This window comes from Neorhizobium fuzhouense (genome assembly GCF_042611105.1).
GTDB classification, from domain to species: Bacteria; Pseudomonadota; Alphaproteobacteria; order Rhizobiales; family Rhizobiaceae; genus Neorhizobium; species Neorhizobium galegae_A.
Window position 1 is genome coordinate 344,645 of record NZ_JBHFFP010000003.1, and the last position, 14,070, is coordinate 358,714.

A 14,070-nucleotide genomic window follows, 5' to 3' on the forward strand; every position below is an offset into this window, starting at 1 on the left:
AGTGGGATCTCCCGGGAGGGGGCCATAAGGGCCGCTTCATTTTAGGAGGATGGAAATGAAAAAGCTTGCAACAGCATTGCTGACATCGGTGATCATGCTTTCGGCTGCATCCGTGCAGGCCGCAGAGATCGCGGTCATCGTGAAGACGGTCAACTCGACCTTCTGGCAGAACGTCCAGAAGGGCGCCGATGCCGCGATGAAGGAGGTCGGCGCCGGCAATACGATGACCTTCCAGGGGCCGGCCTCGGAATCGGCCATCGCCGACCAGGTCAACATGGTGGAAAATGCCGTCAACCGCGGCGTGGCCGGCATCGTGCTCGCCCCGTCCGATCCGGATGCGCTGGTGCCTGCCGTGAAGAAGGCCTGGGAAGCCCGCATTCCGGTCGTCATCGTCGACTCGATGCTCGCCAAGGGCGCCGAGCAGTATTACCAGTCGTTCCTGGCCACCGATAACCGCAAGGCCGGCGAACTTGCCGCCCAGGCGCTGATCGACAAGGTCGGCAAGGAAGGCAAGATCGCCGTCATGTCCTATGTGGCCGGTGCCGGTTCGGAAATCGGTCGCGTCGGCGGCTTTACCGATTACATCAAGGGCAATTCCAAGCTGCAGATCGTCGGCCCCTATTATTCGCAGTCGCAGATGGCAACGGCGCTCAACCAGACGACCGACGTGCTGGCCGCCAATGCCGACCTCAAGGGCATCTTCGGCGCCAACGAGCCGACCGCCATCGGCATGGGCCGCGCCATCAAGCAGGCGGGCAAGGCCGGCAAGGTCGTTGCCGTCGGCTTTGATGGCAACCAGGACCTGCAGGAATTCGTCAAGGATGGAACGCTGTCGGCCATTGCCGTGCAGGGCTCGTTCCAGATGGGCGAACTCGGCGTGAAGACCGTGTCCAAGCTCCTGAAAAAGGAAAAGGTCGAGAAGTTCGTCGATACCGGTGTGGTCGTCGTCACCAAGGACAATATCGACAAGCCGGAAGCCAAGAACGTTCTCTACTGAGCTTTAAAGCATACGGACGCGCGGTTGTCCGCGCGTCCCTTCTCACACGGAAGGCAGGATGTCATGAAGGTTACCCACCAGCACACGCATGCCCGCACGGGCGTTTCCCTGACCGGCATGGGCCTTGGCTGCGCCCAGATGGGCAATCTTTACCGCGTCACGCCCTACGAGGAGTCCGCCGGCGCCTTCAAGGCGGCCTGGGATTCCGGCATCCGCTATTTCGATACGGCGCCCTATTACGGCTTCACCCGGTCTGAGCGTCGGCTTGGCACCATGCTCACCGATTTTGCCCGCGAAGACTATGTGGTCAGCACCAAGGTCGGACGCGTGATGACGCCGGACCCGACGGTTGGCGCGGAAGAAGAGGGCTATGTCGAGCCCCTGCCCTTCCGCCCGGTCTATGACTACACCTATGACGGTGTGATGCGCTCCTTCGAGGCCAGCCAGCAGCGGCTCGGCATTCTGGCGCCCGACATTCTCTATATCCACGATATCGGCAGCGTCACGCATGGCGACAAGCACGCGCATTACTGGAGCCAGTTGACCGATGGCGGCGGTTTTCGCGCGCTTGCAAAGCTGCGCGAGGAAGGCGCGACCAAGGCCATCGGCCTTGGCGTCAATGAATGGGAAATCATCCGTGACGCGATGGAGGTCGCCGAAATCGATATCTGCATGCTGGCCGGCCGCTATACGCTTCTCGAACAGCAGAGCCTTGCCTTCATGGATCGCTGCGCCGAAAAAGGCGTCGGCATCGTGATTGCCGGGGCCTTCAATTCCGGCATCCTCGCCGGCAATCGCAAATTCAACTATGCCGATGCCCCACCGGAGATGCTCGCCCGCGTCGACGCACTCCACGAGGCCTGCGCTGCCGAGGGCGTGACGCTGCAGGCCGCAGCCCTGCAGTTTCCGCTGGCGCACCCGGCCGCCCTCACCATCGTTTCCGGCGCGCGCAACCGCGACCAGCTGACCGCCAACACGGCCTGGTTCGAAGAGGAAATCCCCGCCTCCTTCTGGTCGGCCCTCAAGCAGCGCGGCCTGATCGCCGAGGGTGCGCCCGTCCCCGGACAAGGGGCCTGATCGCATGCGCATCGACGCCCATCAGCATTTCTGGCGATTGGCGGAGCGGGTTGGCGAATGGCCGCCGGCAGAGCTTGAGGCCATCTATCGCGATTTTGCGCCGGACGACCTGAAGCCGCTGCTTGCCGCCTGCGGCATCGATGGCACGGTGCTGGTCCAGACCATGGAGCGCGACGCCGACACGGCCTTCATGCTGGATCTCGCCGACCGGCACGCCTTCATCCTCGGTGTCGTCGGCTGGACGGATCTCAAAGCACCCGATGCGCCGGATGCCATCGCCCGCCTTGCGACCCATGAAAAGCTGAAGGGACTGCGCCCAATGCTGCAGGGCCTTTCCGACGACCAGTGGATCACCGATCCGGCGCTCGACCCGGCGGTTGCGGCCATGGTTGCGGCAGACCTCGCCTTCGACGCGCTCGTCTTCCCCAAACACCTGCCGCATCTCGTTGTCTTTGCCGATCGCCATCCGGACCTGCGCATCGTCATCGACCATGGCGCAAAGCCCGAGATCGCCAGGGGGCGCTTTGTCGAATGGCGCGCGGCCATGGCCGATCTTGCGGCCCTCCCCAATGTGTCCTGCAAGCTTTCGGGGCTGCTTACCGAAGCTGGCGACCAGAAGCCCGAGGCGGTGCGTCCCTATGGTGAGACCATCCTGGATCTGTTTGGCGCCGAAGGCGTCATCTGGGGAAGCGACTGGCCGGTCGTGCGCCTGGCCGGCGACTATCAAGGCTGGTTCGACCAGTGCCGCGACATGGTTCCGGCAAGCCATCATGCTTTCGTTTTCGGGCAGAACGCCCAGTCCTTCTATCGCTTGAACGCGCCTTCCATCGGCTGAATAGGTAAGTCAATGCTAACAATTGTTTGCGATACTCCCGGCACGCTCGTCGCCACAGACCGTCAGAAGCCCGTTCCCGCTGCGGGCGAAGCGCTTGTCAAAATCCGCCGCGTCGGCGTCTGCGGCACCGACCTGCATATTTTTACCGGCAACCAGCCCTATCTCTCCTATCCGCGGGTGATGGGTCACGAGCTGGCGGCAACGGTTGAGGAAGCCCCGGACGGCAGCGGTCTTTCGGCCGGCGATACTGTGGCCATCATTCCCTACATGTCCTGCGGCCATTGTGATGCCTGCCTGAAGGGGCGCACCAATTGCTGCCGCAATATCGGCGTGCTCGGCGTTCACCGCGATGGCGGCATGACGGAATATCTCTGCCTTCCGGCCGAGTTCCTGCTGAAGGCGGACGGGCTGTCGCTCGACCAGGCGGCTATGGTGGAGTTTCTGGCGATCGGCGCCCATGCCGTGGCCCGGGCCAAGACCCGTGCCGGTGAGAAAGTGCTGATTGCGGGCGCCGGCCCGATCGGCCTTGCGGTTGCCGTTTTTGCCAGGATGGAGGGAGCTGATGTCACCCTGATCGACAGCCGGCGCGACCGGCTGGACTTTGCCGCACGCCATCTCGGCATCACCTCCACCGTCATGCTGGGCGAAGGCGACGTGGAACAGCTGTCGGCCATCACCGACGGCAATTTCTTCGAGACGGTGTTTGATGCGACGGGCAATCCGAAGGCCATCGAACGCGGCTTCGGCTTTGTCGCCCATGCCGGCACCTATGTGCTGGTGTCTATCGTCGCCTCCAACATCACCTTTTCCGATCCGGAATTCCACAAGCGGGAAACCACGCTGCTCGGAAGCCGCAATGCAACGGCTGCCGATTTCCATCATGTGATGGCGGCGATGCGCGCCGGCCACGTGCCGGATGCGCTGATTACCCACCGCATGTCGCTGTCTCAGGTGCCGGAGCAGTTTGCCGGGCTGACCGATCCGGCAGCCGGCGTCGTCAAGGCCATGGTGGAAGTCGCGTGATGCCGCAACCCGCCATCCTGCAGTTCGGAACCAGCCGGTTTTTGCTGGCCCACGCGGACCTCTTCGTGTCTGAAGCGCTCACGACCGGTGAAGCGCTGGGCACGATTGCCGTGGTGCAGACGACCTCCAGTGGCGAAAGCGCGGCCCGCATCGCAGCCCTTTCGCGCGAACCGCACTATCCGGTGCGGATCCGCGGCCTGACCGACGGCACCGTCATCGACGAGGAGAGATCCGGTGGCGCCATCAGCGAAGCGCTGACAGCTTCGACCGACTGGCGGCGGGTCCGTGCGCTTGCCCTCACTGTTCAGGTGATCATCTCCAACACCGGCGACCGTGGCTATGATCTGGATCCCTCCGACGATGCGGCTCTTCTGACCGATATCGAGCGCCTGCCGAAAAGCTTTCCAGCCAAGCTTGCCGTGCTGCTTGCGCATCGCTTCGTGACGAACAGGGACGTGGCCCTGTCGATCTTTCCCTGCGAACTGGTGCCGCAGAACGGATCGCGGCTGCGCACGCTGATCGAGCAGCTGGCGCTGGAATGGGAACTGCCGGACGAGTTCCGGCTCTGGCTGAACGAGACCTGCCATTTCGCCAACAGCCTCGTTGATCGCATCGTCGCCGAACCTATCGCGCCGGTCGGTGCCGTGGCTGAACCTTATGCCCTCTGGGCGATCGAGCAGCAGGAAGGGCTCGTTCTGCCCTGCCGACATCCGGCCATCACGCTGACGGACGATCTCGACCGGTTCGAGATGCTGAAGCTGCATCTTCTCAACCTTGGCCATTCGGTGCTTGCCGAATACTGGCTGAAGGGTGAGCGTCGCGCCGATGAAACCGTGCGCGAAGCGATGGAAGATCCGCAGATGCGAGAGGCACTGGAAACCGTCTGGGCTGAGGAAGTTCTGCCGGTCTTTGAGGCGGATGGCAGGGGCGAGGAAGCGCGCGCCTATCTGGACACCGTGCGGGACCGGTTCCTCAACCCGTTCCTGAAGCACCGCCTTTCGGATATCGCCGGCAATCACGCAGAAAAAAAGCGCCGGAGATTCTTGCCGATGGTGACGCGCGCGGTCGATCTTGGCCTTGCAATCGAGCAGCCGAAACTGAAGGCTGCGCTTGCCGACATCTCCTGACATGCGAAGGGCAGAGGGCGACAAACAGGACATGATGCAGAAGAGGAACGGAAATGGCTAACCTTCAAGGCAAGACGGTTTTGATCACCGCCGCCGGCCAGGGCATCGGGCGGGCAAGTGCCATCGCCTTTGCGCAGGCAGGAGCCGTGGTCTACGCAACAGACATCAACGAACAGGCACTGGCCGAGCTTCCGGCACTCGATAATCTCAAGGCACAACGGCTGGATGTTCTGGACGAGGCAGCCGTCAAGGCCTGCGTCGCCGGTATCGGTGCGGTCGACATTCTCTTCAACTGCGCCGGCGTCGTGCATGGCGGTTCGGTTCTCGAGATGAAGGACAGCGATCTGGATTTCGCCATCGACCTCAACGTCAAGGCGATGATCCGCACCATCCGCGCCGTACTGCCGGGCATGATGGAACGCCGTGACGGCGCCATCATCAACATGGCTTCCGTCGCCTCCTCGATCAAGGGCGTGCCGAACCGCTTTGCCTATGGCGTGACGAAAGCTGCCGTCATCGGCCTCACCAAGGCGGTCGCGGCCGATTATGTCGGCCACAATATCCGCTGCAACGCCATCTGCCCCGGAACGGTGGAAAGCCCGTCGCTGCAGCAGCGCCTGCGCGCTCAAGGCGACTACGACGCGGCCCGTGCCGCCTTTATCGCCCGCCAGCCGATCGGACGGCTGGGCGCGCCGGAAGAAATTGCAGATCTTGCCGTGTATCTGGCCGGCGCAACCTATACATCAGGCCAGGCCATCGCCATCGATGGCGGCTGGACCATCTGACATCAGACTTCAGGAAGGAATACCCCATGAAATTGCTTCGTTACGGCGCACCTGGCGCAGAACGCCCGGCACTCGTTGATGCTAACGGCACGATCCGCGATATTTCCGCTCATGTCAGCGACATTTCAGGCGCTGCACTCGACCCGCAAAACCTTGCCAAACTGGCAGCTCTCGACCTGGCTGCGCTGCCGGAAGTGTCGAGCACCGAGCGTCTTGGCCCCTGCGTCGGCCAGACCGGCAAATTCATCTGCATCGGCCTCAACTATTCCGACCACGCTGCCGAATCCGGCATGGCGGTTCCGCCGGAACCGGTCATCTTCATGAAGGCAAGCTCGGCCATCTGCGGCCCGAACGACGACGTTCTGATCCCCCGCGGCTCTGAAAAGACCGACTGGGAAGTGGAACTGGGTGTCGTCATCGGCAAGACGGCAAAATACGTCTCCGAAGCCGATGCGATGGAGTATGTCGCCGGCTACTGCGTTTCCCACGACGTGTCCGAGCGCGCCTTCCAGACCGAGCGTTCCGGCCAGTGGACCAAGGGCAAGTCCTGCGACACCTTCGGCCCCATCGGCCCCTGGCTGGTAACGAAGGACGAGATCGCCGATCCGCAGAACCTCACCATGTGGCTGAAGGTCAACGGCGAAACCATGCAGAACGGCTCGACCGCCACCATGGTCTACGGCGTTGCCTTCCTCGTGTCCTACTTGAGCCAGTTCATGTCTCTGCAACCGGGTGACGTAATCTCCACCGGCACGCCGCCTGGCGTCGGTATGGGCATGAAGCCGCAGCGCTACCTGAAGCCCGGCGACGTGGTCGAACTTGGCATCGAAGGCCTCGGCACGCAGAAACAGACCTTTCGCGCCGACGCCTGACCCTTCCTGACCTATCTGCCGGAGACACGAGAATGGCCATCATCACCGACATGCGGATCATCGATCTGCGGTTTCCCACGTCCCAGAGCCTTGATGGCTCTGATGCGATGAACCCGGACCCGGATTATTCGGCAGCCTATGTCATTCTAGAAACCGACGTGCCCGGCCTTGCCGGGCATGGCCTCACCTTCACCATCGGGCGTGGCAACGACATCTGCTGCATGGCGATCGATGCCATGCGCCATCTTGTCGTCGGCACCGACCTTGCGGTGGTGAAGGCGCATCCGGGCCAGTTCTGGCGCCATCTGACCAGCGACAGCCAATTGCGCTGGATCGGCCCGGAAAAGGGCGCCATGCATCTGGCAACCGGCGCCGTCGTCAATGCCTTCTGGGATCTTCTGGCAAAGGAAGCCAAAAAGCCGGTCTGGCGGCTGGTGGCCGATATGTCGGCGGAAGAGATCGCCGATATCGTCGATTATCGCTATTTGACCGACGTTCTGACCCGCGACGAGGCCGTTGCCATTCTGAAGAAGGCCGAGGCCGGCAAGACCGAGCGCATCGCGACCCTCGCGCGCGAAGGCTATGCCTGCTACACCACCTCGGCCGGCTGGCTCGGCTATGATGACGACAAGCTGCGCCGCCTCTGCCAGGAGGCGATCGATGCCGGCTTCAACCACGTCAAGATGAAGGTCGGCCGCGACCTCGAAGACGATATTCGCCGCCTCACCATCGCGCGCGAGGTGATCGGGCCGGATCGCTACCTGATGATCGATGCCAACCAGGTCTGGGAAGTGGATCAGGCGATCGACTGGGTAAAGAAGCTGTCCTTCTGCAATCCCTTCTTCATCGAGGAGCCGACAAGCCCCGACGACGTGGCCGGCCATCGCAAGATCCGCGAGGCGATTGCGCCGGTGAAGGTGGCGACCGGCGAGATGTGCCAGAACCGCATCATGTTCAAGCAGTTCATCGCCGAAGGCGCCATCGATGTCGTGCAGATCGACAGCTGCCGCATGGGCGGGCTGAACGAGGTGCTGTCGGTGCTGCTGATTGCGGCAAAATACAACCTGCCCGTCTGGCCGCATGCCGGCGGCGTCGGGCTCTGCGAATATGTGCAGCACCTGTCGATGATCGACTATGTCGCCGTGTCCGGCACCAAGGACGGCCGCGTGATCGAATATGTCGATCATCTGCACGAGCATTTTCTCGATCCGTGCGTCATCAAGGATGCCGCCTACATGCCGCCGGTCCTGCCCGGCTTCTCCATCGAGATGCGCGCCGAGACACTTGAGGCGTTTGCCTTCGCGCCGGTCAAGGCAAGCACCGGGGAGTCGCGGCCCCTTAAAGCCGCAAGCGCCGGCTGACAGGGAAAGGCGGATTACCAAGGTTTAATTCACAAGCCATTGACCGGGACATGCAGAAGGCATTATCGGAACCAGCAAGTTCCAATAATAGAGCAGATCGGCATTCCCTGTCATGGCCATCAAGCGTAGCCACATTCTTCTCGCCCTCGCTGTCGCGGCAGCGGGCGTTTACGGCTGGATGCGGTTTTCGGAGAAACCGGCAACCAACACCTTCCTGACCGCCCCCGTGACCCGCGGCAATGTCGAAGAGACGGTTCTGGCGACCGGCACGCTGAAGCCGGTCCGGCTGGTTGCGGTCGGCTCGCAGGCTTCGGGACGGATCACGTCGATCAAGTTCAAGCTCGGCGATACGGTGCGTCAGGGTGACCTGATCGCCGAAATCGATTCCACCACGCAGACCAATGAACTGCGCACCTCCGAAGCTTCGCTCGCCAACATGAAGGCGCAGAAAGAGGAAAAGCAGGCGAGCCTCGAGGGCTACCGCAAGACCCTCACCCGCCAGCAGGCGATCTATTCCAAGCAGGCCGGCTCGGAAGCGGATCTACAGACAGCGGAAACCAATGTGGCGGTCACCACAGCCCAGATCGCGGCACTTGACGCGCAGATCATCTCGGCGGAAATCGCCGTTGAAACCGCCAAGGCTGAACTCGGCTATACCCGCATCACCGCGCCGATGGACGGCACCGTGCTGGCGATCGTCAACCAGGAGGGTCGCACCGTCAACGCCTCCCAGTCGATCCCGACGATCGTCATCCTGGGTGACCTTTCCACCATGACGGTGCGGGCGGAGATCTCGGAAGCGGATATTACCCGGGTGACAGCGGGACAGGCCGTGCGCTTCAACCTGATCGGGGAGCGCGGCAAGAGCTATGACGCACGCCTTGCCTCCATCGAGCCGGCACCGGAATCCATCACCAGTGACAGCAGCGTCTCCAGCTCCACCTCCAGCAGTTCGTCCTCGTCGTCGTCTTCATCCTCGGCCGTCTATTACATCGGCGTCTTCGACGTGCCCAATACCGACGGTCGCTTCCGCACCTATATGTCGGCGGAGGTCAACATCGTGCTGGGCGCCGCCAAGGAGGTGCTGACCATTCCATCGGCTGCCCTTGGCAAGACGCTTTCTGACGGACGCTACAGCGTGCGCGTGCGGGCACAAGACGGCACGGTTGCCGAGCGCGCGGTGGAGATCGGCCTCAACAACAAGATCACCGCCGAAGTGAAGAGCGGCCTTGAGGAAGGCGCCGACGTGGTGATCAGCGAGGCAAGCGCAGCTTCGAAATCCGGCAGCCGCCGCGGCGGCCCGATGGGTTTCTGACGCGATGACCACCCAGGCACCTCTCATCCAGATCGAAAAGCTGCGTCGCGAATATCCCGCCGGCGAAGGTAAGATTACGGTTCTGAAGGACGTTGACCTCACCATCGAGCGCGGCGAAATGGTTGCCATCATCGGCGCCTCCGGCTCGGGCAAGTCGACGCTGATGAACCTTCTCGGCCTGCTCGACAGCCCCACATCCGGCACGTACCGCGTGTCCGGACAGGACACGTCTGCGCTAGGCAGCGATGCCTTGTCGAGTCTCAGACGCGAGCATTTCGGTTTCATCTTCCAGCGCTATCACCTGCTTGCCGAGCTGTCGGCGCTCGGCAATGTGGAAATTCCGGCCATCTATGCGGGGCGCACGCGCAGCGACCGGCGCGAGCGCAGCGCAGCCATTCTCGGCCGGCTTGGCATGGGCGACCGCACGCAGCACAGGCCGGGGCAGCTGTCCGGCGGCCAGCAGCAGCGCGTCTCCATTGCCCGTGCCCTGATGAACGATGCCGAGGTCATCCTTGCCGACGAGCCGACCGGTGCGCTCGACAGCAAGAGCGGCGAGGATGTGCTGCGCATCCTTGAGGAACTGAACCGCGACGGCAAGACGATCATCATCGTGACCCATGATCCGAATGTCGCGGCCCGCGCCAAACGGATCATTGAAATTTCCGACGGGCAGATTACCGCCGACCGGCGCACGCAGGCGGCCCCGGTGGCGGCAACCACGCGGCAAGGCGAGGCGCCGCGGGTGCGCCACAGCCTGTCGGCCGGCTTCGACCGCTTCCGCGAAGCCTTCGTAATGGCGCTGAAGGCGCTCGAATCGCATCGGCTGCGCAGTTTCCTCACCATGCTTGGGATCATCATCGGCATTGCCTCGGTCATGCTGGTCGTGGCGCTTGGCACCGGCAGCCAGCAGCAGATTCTCGCCAATATCAGCAGCCTTGGCACCAACACGCTGGAGGTGTTTCCCGGCAAGGGGTTCGGCGATACCAGGTCCGGCCGGGTGAAGACGCTCGTCGTGTCGGATGCGGAAAACCTTGCGCGCCTCACCTATGTCGGTGCCGTCACGCCCACCGTTTCCACCAGCACCACCGCGCGCTTTGGCGCAACGGTTGCCAATGCGCTGGTGAACGGCGTCGGCAGTCAGTATTTCACCGTCAAGGGGTCCAAGCTGATCGCCGGCCGCTTCTTCGGCACCGACAGCGTCGATGCGCTGGCGCAGGATGCCGTGATCGATGACAATACCGCCAAGGCGCTGTTTACCGGCAACGGCGTCGAGCCGATCGGACAGATCATTCTGGCCGGCACCGTGCCGGTTCGGGTGATCGGCGTGATCTCCTCGCAGCAGGGCGGGTTCGGCTCCAGCGACAACCTGTCGATCTACCTGCCCTATACGAGCGTGCAGACGCGGTTTCTCGGTGATCCGTCGCTGCGCAGCATCACGGTGCGCGTGGCCGACAATGCCGACATGGCGGCCGCCGAGCAGGCGGTGACCGACTTCCTCACCCGCCGCCACGGCACGCAGGATTTCTTCATCCTCAACACCGATGACATCCGCAAGACCATCACCAGCACGACACAGACCATGACGCTTCTCGTCTCGGCAATTGCCGTCATTTCGCTCGTCGTCGGCGGCATCGGTGTGATGAACATCATGCTCGTTTCCGTGTCGGAGCGTGTGGGCGAAATCGGGGTGCGCATGGCAGTCGGCGCGCGCCGTCAGGATATCCTGCAGCAGTTCCTCATCGAGGCCGTGCTTGTCTGCCTCATCGGCGGCGTCCTCGGCATCACGCTTGCGCTCTCGGTCGGTCTTGCCGCCAATCTGTCCGGCGCCGGCATAAGCCTTGTCTTTTCCGCAACGCCCATGCTTCTCGCCTTCGTCTGCTCCTGCATGATCGGGATCGTCTTCGGCTTCCTTCCGGCCCGCAATGCCTCCCGGCTTGATCCGGTGGCGGCGCTTTCCTGACATGCGGCCGGATCGAGGAGAGGCGACGATTTGTCCCGGTCAGGAGGACAGTGATGTTTTCGGATAGGAAGTGCGCTATGCATGGAAAAAGCCTTACTGCAACGTTTCAGGATGCGAATGGACGATAGTATCAGCGAAGACGGCAAGGCATTGGACGCCACCGCACCGGCCAAACGGGGACGCGGCCGGCCGAAGAGTCTCAGCGACGATGAACGCCGGCAGATGATCATCGATACGGCGCGGCGCACCTTTATCGAGCTTGGCCTCACCGGCACCACGACGGATATCGTGGCCAGCCGGTGTCGTATTTCCAAGCAGACGCTGTACCGCCTGTTTCCCAGCAAGGTCGACCTGTTCATCGCGGTCGTTGCCTCGCATCGACAGATGATGCTGAGGCTCCCCCTCCCCGATGACGAGGACCTGCCGATCGCCGAAGCAATCGGCCGCATCTTCATGATCGATATCGATGAAGACACCGAGCGGGAACGGGCAGCCTTCATCCACATCGTCATCCGCCAGTCGCACCAGGTGCCGGACCTTGCCGAAGTGATGCTGCGCGAAGGACTGGAAACCTCCCGCAGACAGCTGGCAGACTGGCTTGCGGCACAGGTGACAGCAGGAAAGCTGGTTCTCGATGAGCCGATGACCGGGGCCCGCATCCTGATGGACATGCTGTTTGGCGGGGTGGGTCCCGGCCCCAGGGGATGGCCGGATCTTGCCGCACGAAAGGTGCATATGCAGCGAGCCATCGACATCTTCGTGCGTGGAACACGGCCTGACTGAACCCCGCACGCGCTGCCCTTGCGCGCAAAAAATCGCAACCTTTCTCAACCTTCCTCGTTTGGCCAACGGCATCCGCGCGTCACGGCGGGCGGATTTTGCCGTGTTTGCCCCATTCCGGGGCCGGATCGCGGAAAGATCGGAAAGGATTGAAGCAGCACAGTGTGTGGGATTTGCGGAGAAATACGGTTCGACGGGGAACAGCCTTCCCCGATGGTTCAGGCCCGGATGATGGAGGCGATCGCGCCGCGCGGGCCCGATGGGTCCGGAATGGTAATCCACGGATCGACGGCCCTGTCGCACAGGCGGCTTTCGATCATCGATCTCTCCCAGAAGGCCCGCCAGCCCATGGTGGACGGTGAACTCGGCCTGACGATCGCCTTCAACGGCTGCATCTACAATTACCCGGAGCTGCGCCGCGAACTGGAGGCCAAGGGCTACCGCTTCTTCTCCCATGGCGACACCGAGGTCATCCTGAAAGCCTGGCACGCCTGGGGCACGGACTGTGTGACCCGCTTCCACGGCATGTTCGCCTTCGTCATCCATGAGCGCGATACGGACCGCGTGGTGATGGCGCGCGACCGCTTTGGCATCAAGCCGCTTTACCTTGCAAAGGTCGGCCGCGCCGTCAGATTTGCCTCGTCGCTTCCGGCACTGGTCAAGGGCGGTGATATCGACACCTCGATCGACCGCGATGCACTGCATCACTACATGAGTTTTCACGCGGTTGTGCCACCGCCACGCACTATTTTGAACGGCGTGAAGAAGCTGCCGCCCGCAACCATCCGCGTCATCGAGGCCGATGGCCGCGAGGTGGATACCCGCTACTGGAACCCGCCGCACACGCGCGATCCCGCTATGGCAGGCCTGACGCGCAACGACTGGCGCGACATGGTGTTGGATGCCTTGCGGCTCGCCGTGAAGCGGCGCACGGTTGCCGATGTGCCGGTCGGCGTGCTGCTGTCGGGCGGCGTCGATTCCAGCATCATCACCGGGCTTCTCGCCGAACAGGGCCAGAATGACCTCATGACCTTTTCCGTCGGCTTCGAGGAAGCCAACGGCGAAAAGGGCGACGAGTTCGTCTATTCAGACCTGATCGCCCAGCATTTCGGCACCGACCACCACAAGATCTTCGTCCCCTCGGCGCAGTTGATGGATGCGCTTCCCGGCGTGATCTCCGCCATGTCGGAACCGATGGTCTCCTATGACAATGTCGGCTTCTATCTGCTCGCCAAGGAGGTTTCCAAGCATATCCGCGTCGTGCAGTCCGGCCAGGGCGCCGACGAGGTGTTCGGCGGCTATCACTGGTATCCGCCGCTCGGCTCCTCGACGGATGTGGTCAACGACTATGCCCGCGTGTTTTTCGACCGCAGCCATGAGGTGATGAAGACGCAATTGAACCCGGACTGGATGGCTTCGAGCGATGTGAGCCGCGAACTTGTCGCGCACCATCTTCTTGAGGCCGATGCCGATACGCCCGTCGATGCCGCCCTGCGGCTCGACAGCCAGGTCATGCTGGTGGACGACCCGGTCAAGCGCGTCGACAACATGACGATGGCCTGGGGCTTGGAAGCGCGCGTGCCCTTCCTCGACCATGAGCTTGTCGAGCTTGCCGCCAAGATCCCGCCGGAATTCAAGCTGAACGACGGCGGCAAGGGCGTGCTGAAGGATGCTGCGCGCCTTGTGGTGCCGCATACGGTGATCGACCGCAAGAAGGGGTATTTCCCGGTACCGCAGCTCAAATATGTCGACGGCCCCTATCTCGACATGCTGCGCGATGCGCTGACGTCACAGGCCGCCCGCGAACGTGGCATCTTTCAGGAACGCTATCTGAACCAGCTGTTCGACGCACCGTCAGAACACATCACACCGCTGCAGGGCTCGGAACTCTGGCAGGCGGGGCTTCTGGAAATGTGGCTGCAGGTGCAAGGGGTCTGA

At 62.6% G+C, this 14,070-nt stretch carries 12 protein-coding genes; all 12 read left to right on the forward strand.

Annotated elements, in window-relative coordinates; translation table 11 throughout:
- Window positions 1–55 precede the first annotated feature (55 nt).
- The 12 genes from ACEXP3_RS08510 to ACEXP3_RS08565 all read left to right on the forward strand — a co-directional run bounded on the left by ACEXP3_RS08510 (window position 56) and on the right by ACEXP3_RS08565 (window position 14,070).
- Window positions 56–997: an ABC transporter substrate-binding protein gene (locus ACEXP3_RS08510; protein WP_377296843.1), complete on the forward strand. Its 942-nt coding sequence runs from the start codon at window positions 56–58 to the stop codon at window positions 995–997.
- Between the two features lie 63 nt (window positions 998–1,060).
- A complete protein-coding gene (locus ACEXP3_RS08515; RefSeq protein ID WP_210105351.1) occupies window positions 1,061–2,074 on the forward strand; it encodes an aldo/keto reductase in 1,014 nt (337 codons plus the stop codon).
- Between the two features lie 4 nt (window positions 2,075–2,078).
- A complete protein-coding gene (locus ACEXP3_RS08520) occupies window positions 2,079–2,909 on the forward strand; it encodes an amidohydrolase family protein (RefSeq protein WP_377296845.1) in 831 nt (276 codons plus the stop codon).
- Window positions 2,910–2,921: 12 nt separating this feature from the next.
- Complete coding sequence (locus ACEXP3_RS08525) at window positions 2,922–3,932, forward strand: zinc-binding alcohol dehydrogenase family protein (protein WP_377296846.1); 1,011 nt, start codon at window positions 2,922–2,924, stop codon at window positions 3,930–3,932.
- Window positions 3,929–5,059 (forward strand): mannitol dehydrogenase family protein, encoded by a 1,131-nt coding sequence (locus ACEXP3_RS08530; protein WP_377296847.1) that lies wholly within the window; start codon window positions 3,929–3,931, stop codon window positions 5,057–5,059. Before ACEXP3_RS08525 ends, ACEXP3_RS08530 begins: the two co-directional genes overlap by 4 nt.
- A gap of 53 nt (window positions 5,060–5,112) precedes the next feature.
- Complete coding sequence (locus ACEXP3_RS08535; RefSeq protein ID WP_377296848.1) at window positions 5,113–5,844, forward strand: SDR family oxidoreductase; 732 nt, start codon at window positions 5,113–5,115, stop codon at window positions 5,842–5,844.
- 26 nt (window positions 5,845–5,870) lie between these two features.
- Window positions 5,871–6,716, forward strand: coding sequence for a fumarylacetoacetate hydrolase family protein (locus ACEXP3_RS08540; protein ID WP_377296849.1), 846 nt, complete (start codon window positions 5,871–5,873; stop codon window positions 6,714–6,716).
- Between the two features lie 32 nt (window positions 6,717–6,748).
- Entirely contained in the window at window positions 6,749–8,077 is a 1,329-nt protein-coding gene (locus tag ACEXP3_RS08545) for an L-fuconate dehydratase (protein WP_377296850.1), read from the forward strand.
- 112 nt (window positions 8,078–8,189) lie between these two features.
- A complete protein-coding gene (locus ACEXP3_RS08550; RefSeq protein ID WP_377296851.1) occupies window positions 8,190–9,392 on the forward strand; it encodes an efflux RND transporter periplasmic adaptor subunit in 1,203 nt (400 codons plus the stop codon).
- Between the two features lie 4 nt (window positions 9,393–9,396).
- Complete coding sequence (locus ACEXP3_RS08555) at window positions 9,397–11,352, forward strand: MacB family efflux pump subunit (RefSeq protein WP_377296852.1); 1,956 nt, start codon at window positions 9,397–9,399, stop codon at window positions 11,350–11,352.
- Between the two features lie 117 nt (window positions 11,353–11,469).
- On the forward strand, window positions 11,470–12,135 hold the full coding sequence (locus ACEXP3_RS08560; RefSeq protein WP_377296853.1) for a TetR/AcrR family transcriptional regulator: 666 nt from the start codon (window positions 11,470–11,472) through the stop codon (window positions 12,133–12,135).
- A 159-nt stretch (window positions 12,136–12,294) separates the two neighbouring features.
- On the forward strand, window positions 12,295–14,070 hold the full coding sequence (locus tag ACEXP3_RS08565; RefSeq protein WP_377296854.1) for an N-acetylglutaminylglutamine amidotransferase: 1,776 nt from the start codon (window positions 12,295–12,297) through the stop codon (window positions 14,068–14,070).